The organism is Streptomyces sp. NBC_01474 (assembly GCF_035918215.1).
GTDB classification, from domain to species: Bacteria; Actinomycetota; Actinomycetes; order Streptomycetales; family Streptomycetaceae; genus Streptomyces; species Streptomyces aureus.
The window spans coordinates 2152339-2167637 of record NZ_CP109449.1; the positions used below are offsets into that span (position 1 = coordinate 2152339).

Consider the following 15299-nt stretch of genomic DNA (forward strand, 5'->3'; position numbering starts at 1 on the left):
TCCGATCAGTCCTTGTCGCGGGAGAACCCGAGCATCCGGCCCTGGAGGAGCGTGACCAGCACGATCAGGAGGGTGAGCAGGAAGGCTCCGGCGGAGCCGACGCCGTAGTCCTGGTCCTGGAGGGCGACGCCGTACAGGTGCATGAGGGGGGTGCGCACAGGTTCGCTGCCGAGCGAGGCGCCGGTGGAGAAGATCGCGTAGAACTCGTCGAAGGCCTGGAGGGCGGCGATGAGCATCAGCAGCAGGATCGCGACCGACGTGTTGCGCAGCATGGGGAAGGTGATGCTGCGGAAGGTGCGCCAGGCACCGGCGCCGTCGAGGGCCGCGGCTTCGTACAGGTGCTGCGGAATGGACTGCAGCCCCGCGATGAAGAGAATCATGTACAGGCCGACTTGGAGCCACAGACGCAGTGTCACCAGCACGATCCAGTACAGGGGTGGGCTCTGCGTCTGGATCCACGGGGTGGCGTCGGCGCCGAAGAGCGCGCCGAGGGTGTTCGCGAGACCGGACGGCACCCCGCTGAACAGGGCCATCTTCCAGATCATCGCGGCGGCCACGTAGCTGACCGCCGCGGGCAGCAGGAACGCCGTACGGAAGAAGGCCCGGCCGCGCCGTACCCGGTTGACGAGGACGGCGAGGCCCAGGGATCCGGCGAAGGTGATCGGCACGATCATCGCCGTGAACAGGACGATCATCGTGAGCGAGTCCCGGAACCGTTCGTCGCTCAGGAGCTGCTGGTAGTTGTCTAGGCCGACCCAGCTCCCCAGGGAGATGGTGCGGCGGGCCTCACTGAAGCTGAGCAGGAAGCTCCAGCCGATGGCCACGTAGCGGAAGACACCGAGGCCGATCAGCATCGGGGCGGTGAGGACGACGAAGGCAACCGCCTTGGAGCGCCGCTCCGTGAGCCGCCGGCGGCGCGGAGCTGTGGCGGGCGCCGGGCGGGCGGCACTCCCCTGCAAGGGCGTGGTGCCGGTGGCGGTCATGACGCTCAGCCCATCTGCTTGTCGAGGTCGGACTGCGCCTTGGACTGGGCCTTCCTCAGGGCCTTCTCCGGTGCCGATCCCTTGGCGATGTCGGCTGCCGCGGCGATGAACTCGGCCTGCATCGCCTGCGTCCACTCGGCCGGGAAGGAGATGCCGTACTTGGTCCCGATGGTGACGGTGTCCTTCGAGGCGCCCTTGCTCAGCTCCGGCGTCCTGGCAGCGACCGCGGTCTGCGGCGGCACATGGAAGCCGTACTTGACGGCCCAGTCGATCTGGATGTCGACCTGCTTGACCCACAGCCACTGGAGGTACTTCTTGGCCTCCGCGACGTGCTTGCTCTTGGCGTTGACCGCCTGTGTCCAGCCGCCGAGCCGGGCGACGGGCTTCCCGGAGGAGTCGTACGCGGGCCAGGGCGCGACCCCGAAGTCGTCACCGAGCGCCTTCTCGACGGTGGGCAGCGCCCACAGGCCGCACCACTGCATGGCGGTGGCGCCCTGGGTGAACGCCCCCGCGTCGTACCAGTCGGTGGTGAAGCCGAGCAGCACCGACTTGTCGGAGTGCAGATCGTGCAGGCCGCCGATGGACTTGGCGGCGTCGGCGTAGACGACCTTGTCTCCGTCGATGAGGTCCTTGCCCTGGGACCAGGCGAGGAGGTAGGGGCTGTCGCCGATGCCGTCGTTGCCTATGAAGAGGCCCTTCACATCGCCGTCGGTCAACTTCTTCGCGGCGTCGGCGAGTTCGGCGAAGGTGGTGGGCACGGCGACGCCCGCCTTCTTCAGCATCGACTTGCGGTAGAAGAGCATCATGATGTCGTCGATGGTCTTCATGCCGTAGAGCTTGCCGTCGACGGTGAGGTAGTCGAGGTCGGCCTTGTTGAAGCCGTCCTTGGCGGATCCGTACACGTCGTCGAGGGGTTCGAGTTGCCCCTTGCGGGCCATCTCGGCGCGGAAGTCGCCGAGTTCGAAGACGTCCGGGGCGTCGGCACCGAGCAGGGCCGCGTTCAGCTTGGTCTCGTACTGGGAGGTGTCGGCGCCCCACACGACGTTGATCGCGATGTCCGGGTTGGCCTTGGTGAACTCCTCGGCGTACCGCTTCACCGCGGCCTGGGTGCCCTCCTCTCCGTACTGGTGATACCACTGCGTGAGGGTGACCTTGGCCCCCTTGGCAGACGCGGTTTCCTGCGGGTTGCTGGAGCAGCCGACGGCGGCACCCGCGACGAACAGCAGGGACGTGCCGAGGAATCCCCGGCGGGACAGAGCGGAACTCGCAGTCATGACAGGGTCCTTCCGGGGAACGGATGCGTGCGAGAGATCAGGCGCTCGCGTGGGTTCACGCGGCGAACAGTGACTGGATGCTGACGGCGGCGGCCCCGCGTGCCCATTCCTCCCAGGGCAGCGGACGCACGACGAGGGGGCAACGGGCCGCGTTCCCGAAGGCCTGGGTGGTGAAGGCGGCGCGGATCTGCTCCTCGAAGAGGTCGTACGCGGCAAGGCCCTCACCGGAGACGACGACCCTCTCTGGGCCGACGAGGTTGACCATGGCGGCGAGGCCCAGCCCGATGGCCTTGCCCGCCTCGTCGAAGACGGCGCGCACGGCGGCGTCTCCGCCATGGGCGCGGTCGACGGCCCCGGCCATGTCGAGGTCCGGCTCGCCTGCCGCGCGACGCGCCCGGGCCACGATGGCCTCCTCGGAGGCGATGGCCTCGACGCAGCCGCGGGCGCCGCAGTGGCAGGCGGGTCCGTCACCGGCCGCCACCGGGATATGACCGATCTCGCCGGCCACGCCATAACTTCCGGCCACCAGCCGGCCGTTGACCACGAGCGCGCAGCCGATACCGACACCGACGGTGGCGAGGGCGAAGGAGTCCGCGCCCACACCCTCGCCGAACCACTGCTCCGCGACGGTGAGGGCCTTCACGTCGTTCTCGACGGTGACCGCCAACCCGGTTGCCGAACGGACCAGTTCGGCCAGCGACACGTCGCGCCAGCCGAGAAACGGCGAGTAGCGCACGAGGCCACCCACCCGGTCCACGTCACCCGAGACGGACACCCCGATGTGGTGAGTCCGCTCGGCGTGCGCGGGGGTCAGCTCCGCGACGAGCGCGGCGATGCCACGGACGACCTGCTCGACCGACCGGTCCGTCACCGGGATCCGGTGCGCGGCCCGCACCTGCGCCCTCAAGTCGGTGACCACACCGATGAGTTCGTCGGCCGTGACCTTGACGCCCACGAAGAACTCCCGGTCGGCGCGGACGGCGAGGGGGTGCGCGGGACGCCCCGCACCTTCGACGGTCCTCGGCCCCTGCGGCAGCTCCTCCAGGTATCCGGCTTCGATCATCGGCTTGACCGCCTTGGTGACGGCGGCGGAGGAGAGACCGGTGATCCGGGCGATCTCCGGGCGGACGACCGGACCACGTGTGAGCACTGTCGTGAACACCGTGTTGGCCGCCGGAGACGCGAGAAGCTTCGCTCGGTTCAGCAACATGGGGGAAACGTAGAGGCAATAATTTCCTTCGTCAATATTTAAATTCAGGGAGTTCGGATCTAGGCTCCCGCTCATGTCTCAGGTGTACTTCGACGAGCCCAGTCGCACGTTCCTGCTCACGACCCCAAACTCCGCGTACGCGCTGCGCATCGACGCGGACGACAGCCCACGGCATGTGCACTGGGGCGCGCCCCTCACACTCGACCAGGCCGCCGCACTGCCCACACACGACGGACTGACCAGCAGCTTTGCCTCAACAGCCGGCGAAGAGCTCACTGTTGAGGGCGGCCCCCGGTTCGGGGTGCCGTCACTGCTGGTGCGGTACGCGGACGGCACGCGCGGCATCGAGTGGGCCTACGAGGGCCACGAGATCGACGGCGGCCACCTCCACGTACGGCTGCGCGACCGCCACTACCCACTCGGCTGCACGCTGCACTACGCGGTGCACCCCGACAGCGACGTCGTCGAACGCTCCCTGACACTGCGACACTTGGGCACGGCCGAGGCGGCCGACGAGCCCATCGAGATCCTGCGCTGCGACGCCGCGAGCTGGTCCGTGCCGGCGGCGTCGGGCGTACGGCTGAGCCACACGGTCGGCGAGTGGTCGGGCGAGACACAGCTGCGACGCACCGAAGCCCCCTATGCCGAGACCCTGTTCACAAGCCGCCGCGGCATCTCCGGGCACTACGGGAACCCCTGGCTGATGGTCGACGCGGGTGACACGGACGAGGACCACGGCGAGGTGTGGAGCATGGTCCTCGCCTGGTCGGGGAGCTGGCGGATCACCGCACAGCGCGACCACGCAGGCGGCCCGTTCACCGTGACCGGTGGCGCCGGGCACGACGGCCTGACCTGGCGACTCAAGGCCGGCGAAAGCCATCGAACCCCCGTGTTTGCCGGGCAGTTCAGCCGCGGCGGCTTCGGCGCGACGAGCCGCGGCTGGCACCGGTACGCCTCCGCCCACGTACTGCCACGGCCCGACGAAGTGCGCCCCGTGGTCTACAACAGCTGGGAGGCGACCGGCTGGGACGTCACCCTGGAGGGACAGCGGAGCCTGGCCGAGCGCGCCGCCGACCTGGGTGTCGAGCTGTTCGTGGTGGACGACGGCTGGTTCGGAGGGCGCACCAGTGACCGGGCCGGGCTCGGCGACTGGCACCCGAACCCGGAGCGGTTCCCGCACGGGCTCGGCCCGCTGGTCAACGAGATCCGACGGCTCGGAATGCGCTTCGGCCTGTGGGTGGAGCCGGAGATGACCAACCCGGACAGCGACCTGTACCGCGAGCACCCCGAGTGGGTACTGCACATGCCGCACCGCCGCCGCACCGAGCTGCGCCACCAGCTCGTCCTCAACTTCGCACGCACCGATGTCACGGAGTGGGCCTTCAAATGGCTCGACCGGCTGGTCTCCACCTACGCGATCGACTTCCTGAAGTGGGACATGAACCGGGCATTCACCGAGGCGGGTTGGCCAGGCCACCCCGACGCCGAACGCCTGTGGACCGACCACACGCAGGGCGTCTACTCGGTGCTCGACCGGCTGCGCAGCGCCCACCCCGGTCTGCGGATCGAGGGCTGCGCGGGCGGCGGCGGCCGCGCGGACCTCGGGATGCTGGCCCGCACCGATCAGACCTGGATCTCCGACAACACGGACGCCGACGACCGCATTGTCATCCAGCAGGGCTACAGCCAGGTCTACCCGGCCCGCACCATGTCCACCTGGGTGACCGACAGCCCGAACCCGCACACCGGGCGCACCACTCCGCTCACCTACCGCTTCCACGTGGCGATGGCAGGCGCACTGGGCATCGGCGGCGACCTCTCGCGCTGGACCGGGGCCGAACTCGCAGAGGCCCGCGACCTGGTGGCGCTGTACAAGGAGATCCGCTCAGTGGTGCAGCTCGGCGTGCAATACCGGCTCGCAGACGCCGTGCAGTACCGGGCCGGCGATCGCGTCGTGGTCATCGCCTGGGGCCAGGACCGCGATCTGCGGCTGACCGGCCTCTCCCCCGCCGCGGTCTACGTCGACGAGTCCACCGGCGCCGAACACGCCGGGGCGAACCTCCTCTCGCACGGCCTGCCTCTGCGGTTGCCCCGGACGGACCGGCCGAGCACCGTGATACGGCTGACCCGGCGATGATCTGACGCGGTCGGTGCCGGGGCCATGGTCGGCGCGTCACCCGGGACACGCGACCCGGCCGCGCGGGGGCGCCCTTCGGCTGTCGCGAGCACGGCCGGCCCCCGCCGACGGTGCACCGGAGCGAGGCTGGTGCTCGCGACCGCCTCGCCCCGGCCGGCCATTGACCAACTCAACGACCAGGATCAGCCGTGGCTTGCCACTACGTGTTGAGGCCCTTGTCGTAGTGGTCGTGTGCGATCCGGATGCCCGAACTGCCGTGGAAGAAATGCCGGCCCCTACAGCGGGTTGTCCCTCAGCCAGGTCAGGACCTGGTCGGCATGCTCGTTCGGCGGGAAGATCGGATAAAAGACGTGCTCGACCACGCTGTCGCGGACGATCAAAGTCAGCCGCTTGTAGAGCGTCAGCCCGCTGGTCTCGAACGTGGGCAGGCCGAGTTCCTCTGCCAGGCTCCGTGCAGCGTCGGAGAGCATCTGGAACGGCAGATGGAGCCGCTCGACAACCTCACGCTGGTAGTCGGTCCCCTGGCTTGACAGGCCGAATACGCCGTCCGCGCCGGTGGCGAGAAGATCCTGGTAATGATCGCGGAAACCGCATGCCTCGGGGGTGCAACCGCGCGCCCCGGGAATCGAGTCCCAGCCGTCGGGCAGGTCGACGCCCGGGCGTCCGGTGAGCGGGTAGACGTAGATCACCGTGCGGCCCGCGCCGAGCGCGTCGAGGCGGACGGCCGTGCCGCCGGTGCCCTGGAGTTCCAGGTGCGGCACCTTCATGCCGGGCAAATGAGCAGCCGCGCCGTCGTCCTCGGGAACGGGCAGATCGGCGGGCACGCTCGTGTAGTCAGTCATCAGGTCCTCTCCTTCGTCGGCCGGTGAGATGCAGCTGCCGCGGTGAGCGGCCTGTTGCAGGTGCGTGACCAGTACCGCCCGACGGGCGGTGAGTCCCTCGATCCGCTGAGTGAGCTCGCCGATTGCGTCCCGGTAACCGGCCAGCGAGGCAGGACAGTCGTCGGCGTGCCGATGTCCGGCCGTGAGGCACTCCAGGAACGGGCGGGTGCGCTCAACCGGAATTCCGAGACTGCCCAGCGCCCGGATCTCCTGCGTGAGTCGTACGTCGTGCTCGTTGTAGTCCAGGTAACCGTTGGCCAGCCGCCCGGGCGTGAGCAAGCCCAGCGATTCGTAGTAGCGCACCGCTTTCGTCGTCACGCCCGCTCGGCGGGCCAGCTCACTGATCTGCATGCCTCTCACCTCGAAGAACGCTAAACCTTGCCCCCAAGGGTAAGGTCAAGTCGCGGCGAGGATGGCCCACTGTGCAGGCCTGGGGCCGGCGACGAACGCAGGCACCTCAGGCAGGAAGACGACGGCGGCAGACTCAGCCGTGACGGGCGAGTTCGACCGCCGAAACCAGCAAGATCACGGCCAGCATGGGCATGAGCACCAGGTCGGGGAACACACCACGAAGCAGGCCGCCCAGCACCGCGCCGCCGATCGATCCTGCTGCTGTGATCGTGGTGCAGCGGAGGTTCTCGCGCCGAGGACGGCGATGCTGCCGTCGCGTGAGCCGGTCGCCTGTCTCCGCACCCCCGCGGACCGTTCACCCGGTCCACCTATGACAGACGCGACCCCTCCGTCAGCGTTGCGTCATGGGTACGCGGCTTCGCATCAAGCATCCGTCAGCGTGGGTCCCGTCCCCTGATGGGCGGGCATAGCTTCGATGCAGCGCCCGGGCAAGTTCGGCCGGACTGCGCACGTCGCCTTCTTCAAGGAGCAGCGCCATGTCTCCAGTCGAGTTTTCCGAGGACCCGGAGCCCGCTGAACGCGCCCCGGCCGGACTTCTCCACGTCCCTGTCCGGTCGGGGCCCGCGGGCTGTACGGCCCGGTTCTTCCGCACACCGCTGGGTGGCCGCACGGCCGTGGGATTCACGTCGGCGGCCAAGCTCGCCGCCACGCTGGGCACAGACCAGGCCGGCATCAGGCTCTCCGAACCAGCGTTGCGCGCACTCGCCGCGCCACTGGGCGTCACGGCCCTCACCGTCGACCCGCCGCTCTCCGCCCCGGCTGCCGACCGCACCGCGGCACAGATCCGTGAGCGTGAGAACTCCTGGCGCCGCTGGCACCCCCAGCATGTCGGTGCCCTGCGGGTGACCTGCGCCGCCGCCATCGTCGTCTGCCTGAACCTGCTGATCGGCTGAGGAGGCTCGCTCCATGTCAGTTTCCGTTTCGTCTTCCGTTCCGTCGCCCCTCACGGCGTCCCTCACGCCGTCCCTCCCCGCGGATCCCCACGAACTGTCCCGGTACCTCGGCGACACAGAGGGCCTGTCGGTCTGGCCGGGCTCCGCCCGCGTCGAGGCCGGCGGGGACGTCTGCGTCGGCGGGGTCTCCCTGACCGAGGCGGCCGACCGCTTCGGCACCCCCGTCTACGTGCTCGACGAGCAGGAAGTCCGAACGCGTTGCCGCACGTACCGCACGGCGTTCCCCGACGCCGACGTCGTCTACGCGGCCAAGGCGTTCCTGTGCCGCGCGATGGCGCACTGGGTGCAGGAGGAGGGCCTGGGGCTGGACGTGTGTTCCGCGGGAGAGCTGATGCTCGCGGTCACCGCCGGTTTCCCGCCGGAGAAGATCGTGATGCACGGCAACGCCAAGAGCCCCGATGACCTGCGTACCGCTCTCCGCCTCGGCGTCGGACGCATCGCCGTGGACAGCGCCTCCGAGATCGCACGTCTTGCCGCGCTCGCCCCGTCCGACACCCGCCAGAAAGTCATGGTGCGCGTGGTGCCCGGTGTCGCGGCCGGCGGACACGCCAAGATCCGCACCGGCACCGACGACCAGAAGTTCGGCCTGTCCATCACGGACGGATCCGCCCAGCACGCCGTCGCCCGGATCCTCGACCAGCCACACCTCGAACTCGTCGGCCTGCACTGCCACATCGGCTCGCAGATCTCCGCTGTGAAGCCCTACGTCGCGGCGGTTCGGCGCGTCGTCGGGCTGATGGCCAGAATCCAGGACCAACACGGCGTCGCCCTCCCTCAGCTGGACATCGGCGGCGGGCACGCCATCGCCTACCGCCCCGGCGAGGCAAGCATGAACGTCGGTGTCCTGGCAGGACGCATCCGCGCCGAACTCGAGGACGGCTGCGCCCGGGCCGGGTTGCCCGTGCCCCGGCTCACCCTGGAGCCGGGCCGCGCGATCGTGGGACCGGCCGGGATCGCCGTCTACCGGGTCCTCGCCGTCAAGCGCACCGGGGATCGCACGTTCGTCGCCGTCGACGGCGGCATGAGCGACAACCCCAGGCCCGCGCTGTACGGGGTGCGCTACGCGCCCCGTCTCATAGGCCGCGCCTCCTGCGCCCCGCCCCGCCTGGTCACCGTCGTGGGCCGGCACTGCGAAGCGGGCGACGTCCTGGCGGACGAGGTCGCCCTCCCCGGCGACGTGCGCCCCGGCGATCTCCTCGCCGTCCCGGTGGCCGGCGCCTATCACCTGTCCATGGCCTCCGGATACAACCTCGTCGGCCGTCCGCCCGTCGTCGCTGTGTCCGACGGCATCGCGCGCGTCCTCGTGCGCCGTGAATCGCTGGACGACATGAGCCGCAGGGACGTCGGCCTCTAACCCAAGTACCGCCGCCCTGTACGTGGTGACGGTCTCCGCCGAAGCTCCCTCGCGGCGGAGACCACTTCAAAGGCGCAGCCGGTGCAACCACTTAAGTCATGCTCATTGCCCCCTGCTCAGGTTCAACCGAAGCCCCGGCCTTGCGTCCGAGCCGTGGCACCGGCACGGCCAGCGCCGCGATGCCCGCTATCACCGCCGCCAAGCCGAAGCCGGTGGCATAGCCGGCGGCACTGATCAGGGCACCGAGCAGGGGTGGGGTCAGGGAGGCGGCCAGGTTCTGGCCGGTGTTCTGGACACCCATGGCGCGGCCCGACCAGGAGCGGCCCGCGAGTTCCGCGACCGCGGTGAACGCCAGGCCGTTGGTACTGGCCGTGACGCCGCAGGCAATGATCAGCAGGGCGTCCGAGGCAGGCGAGGGCCACACCGCGCCGAGCGCGGTCAAGGCGAGTACCGCGGCCGTGGCCCAGGCCAGTTGGCGCATGGGGCGCACCCGGCTGGCCACGCGGTCCGACCAACGGCCTGCCACCACGCGGGAAAGAGCGCCGAGGACCTGGGCGAGGGCGAGGATCTGGCCGGCCGCGACAGCACCGTAACCGCGTACGTCCACCAGGAAGACCAGGGCGAAGGCGCTTGCCGTGAACTGGGGTACGCACAGAAGGGCGCTGGCGCCGTGGATGCGCCACAGTGACGGGTTGCGGTACGGGGTGCCGGACTGCTCCTCAGGTTTGGTGCCCGAAGTCGGCTGCGCCTGAGGGGGGTTGACCGCCAGGGTTCCCACCAGGAGTGCGAACAGGGCGCACAGCGCGGCGCAGAAGACGCCCGGGCCCTGCACCCCGAAGGATTGTGAGAGTGCGGGGATGCACAGCGCCGCAACGCCCATGCCCAGCGGCGTCGACGTCTGCCGGATACCCATCGCCAGGCCGCGTTCCTCGGCGGAGAACCAGCCCATCACCAGGCGGCCGCTGGCCGCGTACACCGAGGCGCCGGCGGCCCCGGACAGGGCGAAGAGGAGGCCGAGTGGGACCAGGCCGTTGACCTGGGTGCCCAGGGCGAGGAGTGCCGCGGTCGCCGTCAGGCCCGCCGTGATGACGATGCGTTCGCCGATGCGGTCGGCGAGCGCGCCCCAGGCGACGAGGGCGAGGACCAGGCCCGCGGTGGGGCAGGCGACGACAAGGCCGACCTGACTCAGGCTCAGGGAGCTGTCATGACGCAGCTCGTCGGACATGTAGGGCAGGCCGTAGACGAAGACACAGGCGGCAGTCTGTGCCCCGGTGCCCAGCGCGAGGATGAGCCAGCGCCGCATTTGGGGGTCCTCCCTTTGATCTCTCCGGCGGCCCTGATGGCGGGCATCAGGAACGGCCCGACGAAGCAGCCGAGTTGTCGGTGGTCGATACAACCACCATGACATCCTCTCCATTATCTGAGATGAATCGTCTCGCCATTCGGTCATCGCGGATGGCGATCAGCCCGCTGCCGATGCCGAGCAGGACGGCCGCTGTCATGACGGCGAGGGCCACGCCCGTCGTCCGACGAAGTCGGAGGTGTTGAGGATCGAGCCGAAGACGGCGACGGAGATGAGTCCGCCGCTCCGGCGGAGCGTGTTCTGTACGCCGGAGGCGAGCCCCGCCTGTTCGCCGGAGGTGCTGGAGACCACGATCGAGGCGGCCGCGGACGGTACGAAGGCGGATCCGGCGCCGATGAGGAGGGTGCCGACGGCGACACGCGCGTACGGCATCGAGGCGTCGGTGCCGTACAGGGCGAGCGCGCCGAGCAGCAGCGTGACGAAGCCGGTGACGAGCATGACCGGGCGCCCGAAGCGCTTGGACGCGGCCCGCCATCCGGACATCACTGTTGTCAGCGACTCAGGCCCCGCGGTGAACGCGCCTGCACGTTGACAGGCAGATCCACCGGATCTGTGACCGACTGGAGGTCAGACCGTCTCGGCTGCGAGGGGCAGATTCCGGCGTGCCGGCTCGCGCGTTGCGGCGGAGACCGCGAGCGTGACCACAACGTTCAGGAAGAGCGCAATGATGCCGACGTTGAGGTCCTTGACCGGCTCTGGCAGGTACGGCAGCAGGCTGCCCACGGTGACGCCGGTGAGAGTAACGGCGGCCACGGTGCTCACACCGACGATGATTCCGGCGGCCGCGCCCTGCTTGGTGACCACCGGCCGCCGCAAAAGGCTGCCCAGCACCGCCGGGAACAGCTGGGTCACCAGTGCGTACCGTTCCTAATCAGTGTGCAGGAGTGAGTTTTGGACCCACTGCCCGGCACTGCGCGCGTCCCGAACGGTTTTGGATGCACTGGTCCCCCGCGTGCCCTGTTGTGTACCCGCTCGGCGGCGTGCATCGTGTGCACGGTCCGTGACGGGTGGGCGGGTTCCCTCACGCCCTGGGGTACCCGGTCGGGCCTGGACGGTCCGATGCCCCGCAGCATCACTCTGGTGCTGTGGGGGCGGTGCCGTCCGTCGCCGGATCGGGTGCCCGAGGGCGCGTCGCCCGATCGCGATGCCAGCGGCATCGTGGCGGGACATCTTGCGGTGGGGTGTCCGCATCGGCTTGCGCCAGTGCTGGTTGCCCCACATCGAGGTGTAGGCCGGATCAACGGCCACGATGGACAGGTCCATCTCGGCGGCCATGGAGACGAGCCGGGCTTTGAGCTTCCCGGTCGGGATGCCTGAGATAAGCTGCCGGAACCGCTTCTTGCGGCCGTGCTTCTCGCGGGTCTTCTCGGCGGTGAAGTCCAGGTTCTCGATACCGATGGCGGCGACGCCGCAGCTTTTCGCCCAGTGCAAGACCTGGGTGATGGCGTGCCGGATCTGCGCGTCACGATGATCAGCAGTACCGGACAGGTCGTAGAAGAAGCGGTGTGGGTCGCCTACCGGGTTGCCGTGCGGGTCGAGCCGGTAGGCGGCGAAGTGATCCGCGTTCGTGTCGACGCCGATGATGCCCGCTGCGCGTGCGGTCTCCAGCCCGATCGTCTGGACCACCGGCCGCTGCCACGAGGCGGTCAAGTACCAGCGGCCACGTTCCACGTCGTAGTGGATGCGGTAGGCCACAGCCCGGTCGTTGTCGATGCGGTCGGCCCACTCCTGGCCCCGATGCGCGAACGCGACCTTGGAGCCAAGGACGTACCGGCCGTGCTTGGCGTTCGCCCAATCCGCGAGCGGGGCCGGCAGCTTGATGGACACCTCGCCGTCGGGGGCGACGCGGATCGTCTCGTTCCCGTATCGCTTGCCCGACTCCCCGTCGGCGGCGAGGAACCAGCGCTGGGCCTGCCAACGTTCCCGCCACTGGGCCTCGGTGAGCTGCGCGGCTTCGAGGTTGTGCCGGTTGCCCAGCAGCTTGCGGCCACCACGCACGACATGCACGACACCGGCCTCCCGGTCCGCGCGCGCCACGTCGAGGCGGTGTTCCAGGATCGCCAGGCGACGCGATTTGTGGAACCACTCGCCCTTCGAGTGGTAGCCGCCCGCAGCACGCTTGGTGCCCTTCTCACCGACCGGAAGGGACAGGCGGTGCATCAGCATGCGCACACCGGCCTCAAGGCCCTGGATGTGGGCGAGCTGGCAGCGACGGGCGAGCGCCCACTGATCGTGCGTGGCCTTCGTGATCGCTCCGGCCCACCGCGATGACGAGGCGCCCGTCAGGTCCCGCTTACGCGCCGCCCACGTATCGGTGGAATGGTCACCCGCGTCCTGGCAGCGGGCCTTGAGGTCGCGGGACGCCAAGTGTCCGAGGTGTTCGCCGACCAGGCGCAACACCTTTTCATCCTCGGGCGTGAGGCGCCGCAGCCGGTCACGGATCGCGACACCGGACGGCCCGAGGGCAACGAACGGCGCATCGATGGTACGGAGCTGCTTCTTCTTCGGCTCAGTCATCGGCGGCAGCCGCCTCAAGAGCCTTCTCTGCCCGGTTCTTCGCGGAACGACGCCCGTACAGGCGGGCGCAGAACGAGGTCAGTACCTCCACCATGTCCCGCACCAGGTCGTCTTCGACTTCGCCGTCATCGAGAACAACGAGACGACGCCCAGAAGCGGCAAGCGCGGCCTCGACGAGTTCGACGTTCATCCGGCCCAGGCGGTCCTTGTGCTCGACCACGACCGTGGTCACATCCGGGTCGGCCAGAAGGCGCTTCGCTTTCGACCTGCCACCGTTCATGCCCGACCCGATCTCGGACTCCACACGCACCACCCGGTGACCGGTGCTGGCCGCCCAGACGACCAGGCGCGCCAACTGCCGTTCCAGATCACTCTTCTGGTCATGCGAACAGACACGGGCATACAGGCCCAGGCCGCCCGTCACGGACGGTGAGGAGTTTGCCTCGATGTTCACCAGGATCGTGCGCGGACCGACCCGCTGAGCAGGTACCGGCAACGTGCCCTCACGGAACCAGCGATACGCGGTATGCGGATGCACACCGTTCGCCACCGCCCACTCCTTGAGGTTCACACGGAGACCATAACACCCACTCAAAGGCTGTAATACACACCAGAGTTGACTCAACCGCGAACAGTTCACGACCCCATCAACAGGAGGGAGACCAGTGAGCTGCCTCCGTGGAAGGTGAAGTACAGGGAGATCAAGGCAAGGGCCGGGACGAGCAGCTTCGCGGTCCGAGCGACCTGCGCCTCGGAGGTGGCCGGGCGGGCGACGCGGTAGACGTTCTTCGCCAGGCAGGTCGCGGAGGTCATGAGCAGCAGGGAGCCGGGAACGAGCGCGGTGAGCAGGCCGGCTCCGCCGGCGATGCCGACAACCCAGGGCGGGAAGGTCGCCGTGGTGATGCGCAGCAGTGACAGGTCCGCGTCCGCGCCCTTCAGGCCGGGCACGACGAGGATCGCCGCGAAGCCCGCGAAGCCCGCGAAGAAGACGAACAGCAGCACCAGTTGGTAGAGCGGCATGAAGATCGCGTTGCGCCGGAAGACCTTCTCGTTCTGAGCTGTGTAGCTGGCGCTGAAGGTGTGCGGCCGCATGTAGAGGCCGATCGCCGACAGCAGCACTGTGGAGGCGAACCATGAAGTGCTCATCCCGCTGGAAGGCAGGGTGCGGAATTCCGGCTTGGCGTGGTCGACGGCATGGAACATGTTCCCGATGCCGTGGAAGTAGTGCAGGGGCAGGTAGAGGCCGAGGAAGAGGACGACCGCCAGGATCGTGATGTCCTTGAGCAGCGCGGTCCAGGCCGAGCCGTGGATGCCGGAGATCGTCACGTATACGGTCAGCGCGACCGCGCCGATGACGATGGCCCAGTGCGCGGATATGTGGCCGTAGGAGGCGACGGCCGCTGACCGGCCTCCTGCGCGCGGTCCGCACAGCGGCCGGCGAGACGGCTCCCCCACCCATAACGATCGAACCGGTTTCGGACGCGTTGGAGACACTGCCCCTGGCCTGGGTCGCCGAGCGTGCCCTGCAGTCAACCGCGCGCCTGCTCACAGAAGTTGACTGGCCGCAGTACGGACCATCCACGACCACGACCGACCATCCCCACAGTCTCTGAGGAGACGCGATGCACGCTGCAGTACTCCACGGACCGAATCTGAACCGGCTCGGCAAGCGCCGCCCCGACAAGTACGGGCTCACCACGCTCGCCGACATCGACCGCGACATCGATGCCACCGCCGCCCGCATCGGCGTCACGGTCCAGCACTTCCAGTCCAACCACGAAGGCGCACTCATCGACTGGCTCCACGAACGCCAGGACCGCATCGACCTCATCGTCGTGAACCCCGCCGGCCTCACTCCGTACGGCTACTCACTCCTCGACGCCCTCAACGACACCGGTCTGCCCTTCGCCGTCGTACACATCTCTCCGTTCCACGCCATGGACGGACAGACACGCCGGGACATCTTCGCCGCGTCCGCGACCGTCTACGCCACGGGCATGGGCTGGCGCGGGTACTCGCATGCGCTGGACGCACTCGCCGCCAAGATCAAGGACGCGTGAGCATGACCGCCGGCCTCGAAACCGCGTAGAGGTCTCCGCCCGGGATCTTCGACACCCGAGACGTCCATGTCCTCGGCGTGCGGCACCCGTTCGATCTGCCCTCATCGGGCGGCCGTACGTGGGGGGCCTCGCCACGGACAGCGCCGACGGCATACG

General features: G+C 69.0%; 15 protein-coding genes. 4 read left to right on the forward strand and 11 right to left on the reverse strand.

Annotated elements, in window-relative coordinates; all coding sequences use genetic code 11:
• Nucleotides 1-5: 5 nt before the first annotated feature.
• The 3 genes from OG758_RS10330 to OG758_RS10340 are packed head-to-tail and all read right to left on the reverse strand — an operon-like array spanning nucleotide 6 to nucleotide 3467.
• Nucleotides 6-983, reverse strand: a complete 978-nt coding sequence (locus OG758_RS10330) for a carbohydrate ABC transporter permease (RefSeq protein ID WP_326709710.1) — start codon at nucleotides 981-983, stop codon at nucleotides 6-8.
• A gap of 5 nt (nucleotides 984-988) precedes the next feature.
• Nucleotides 989-2257 (reverse strand): ABC transporter substrate-binding protein, encoded by a 1269-nt coding sequence (locus tag OG758_RS10335; RefSeq protein ID WP_326709711.1) that lies wholly within the window; start codon nucleotides 2255-2257, stop codon nucleotides 989-991.
• Nucleotides 2258-2312: 55 nt separating this feature from the next.
• Nucleotides 2313-3467 (reverse strand): ROK family transcriptional regulator, encoded by a 1155-nt coding sequence (locus OG758_RS10340; protein ID WP_326709712.1) that lies wholly within the window; start codon nucleotides 3465-3467, stop codon nucleotides 2313-2315.
• A gap of 73 nt (nucleotides 3468-3540) precedes the next feature.
• Here OG758_RS10340 and OG758_RS10345 point away from each other — a divergent pair, with 73 nt between their 5' ends.
• Nucleotides 3541-5604 (forward strand): alpha-galactosidase, encoded by a 2064-nt coding sequence (locus tag OG758_RS10345; protein WP_326709713.1) that lies wholly within the window; start codon nucleotides 3541-3543, stop codon nucleotides 5602-5604.
• Nucleotides 5605-5879: 275 nt separating this feature from the next.
• Here OG758_RS10345 and OG758_RS10350 read toward each other — a convergent pair whose 3' ends face one another.
• A complete protein-coding gene (locus tag OG758_RS10350) occupies nucleotides 5880-6836 on the reverse strand; it encodes a redoxin family protein (protein ID WP_326709714.1) in 957 nt (318 codons plus the stop codon).
• Between the two features lie 536 nt (nucleotides 6837-7372).
• On the opposite strand from OG758_RS10350, the gene OG758_RS10355 reads away from it, so the two are divergent.
• Both OG758_RS10355 and lysA read left to right on the forward strand, forming a co-directional pair.
• Nucleotides 7373-7789 (forward strand): SAV_915 family protein, encoded by a 417-nt coding sequence (locus OG758_RS10355; RefSeq protein ID WP_326709715.1) that lies wholly within the window; start codon nucleotides 7373-7375, stop codon nucleotides 7787-7789.
• Between the two features lie 13 nt (nucleotides 7790-7802).
• Complete coding sequence (gene lysA / locus OG758_RS10360; protein ID WP_326709716.1) at nucleotides 7803-9203, forward strand: diaminopimelate decarboxylase; 1401 nt, start codon at nucleotides 7803-7805, stop codon at nucleotides 9201-9203.
• 91 nt (nucleotides 9204-9294) lie between these two features.
• Here the strand turns inward: lysA and OG758_RS10365 are convergent, their stop codons facing one another.
• From OG758_RS10365 to OG758_RS10395, 7 genes are all read right to left on the reverse strand, one after another.
• Complete coding sequence (locus tag OG758_RS10365) at nucleotides 9295-10506, reverse strand: MFS transporter (protein ID WP_326709717.1); 1212 nt, start codon at nucleotides 10504-10506, stop codon at nucleotides 9295-9297.
• Between the two features lie 46 nt (nucleotides 10507-10552).
• Nucleotides 10553-10705: a hypothetical protein gene (locus OG758_RS10370; RefSeq protein ID WP_326709718.1), complete on the reverse strand. Its 153-nt coding sequence runs from the start codon at nucleotides 10703-10705 to the stop codon at nucleotides 10553-10555.
• Complete coding sequence (locus tag OG758_RS10375) at nucleotides 10702-11049, reverse strand: hypothetical protein (RefSeq protein WP_326709719.1); 348 nt, start codon at nucleotides 11047-11049, stop codon at nucleotides 10702-10704. The genes OG758_RS10370 and OG758_RS10375 overlap by 4 nt, the downstream gene beginning before the upstream one ends.
• An 84-nt stretch (nucleotides 11050-11133) precedes the next feature.
• Nucleotides 11134-11418, reverse strand: a complete 285-nt coding sequence (locus tag OG758_RS10380) for a hypothetical protein (RefSeq protein ID WP_326709720.1) — start codon at nucleotides 11416-11418, stop codon at nucleotides 11134-11136.
• A 15-nt stretch (nucleotides 11419-11433) separates the two neighbouring features.
• A complete protein-coding gene (locus OG758_RS10385; RefSeq protein ID WP_326709721.1) occupies nucleotides 11434-13083 on the reverse strand; it encodes a transposase in 1650 nt (549 codons plus the stop codon).
• On the reverse strand, nucleotides 13076-13654 hold the full coding sequence (locus OG758_RS10390; protein ID WP_326709722.1) for an IS607 family transposase: 579 nt from the start codon (nucleotides 13652-13654) through the stop codon (nucleotides 13076-13078). The genes OG758_RS10385 and OG758_RS10390 overlap by 8 nt, the downstream gene beginning before the upstream one ends.
• Nucleotides 13655-13719: 65 nt before the next feature.
• Entirely contained in the window at nucleotides 13720-14538 is an 819-nt protein-coding gene (locus OG758_RS10395) for a sodium:solute symporter family transporter (RefSeq protein WP_406383889.1), read from the reverse strand.
• A 167-nt stretch (nucleotides 14539-14705) separates the two neighbouring features.
• Here OG758_RS10395 and OG758_RS10400 point away from each other — a divergent pair, with 167 nt between their 5' ends.
• On the forward strand, nucleotides 14706-15143 hold the full coding sequence (locus OG758_RS10400) for a type II 3-dehydroquinate dehydratase (protein WP_326709723.1): 438 nt from the start codon (nucleotides 14706-14708) through the stop codon (nucleotides 15141-15143).
• Nucleotides 15144-15299 lie beyond the last annotated feature (156 nt).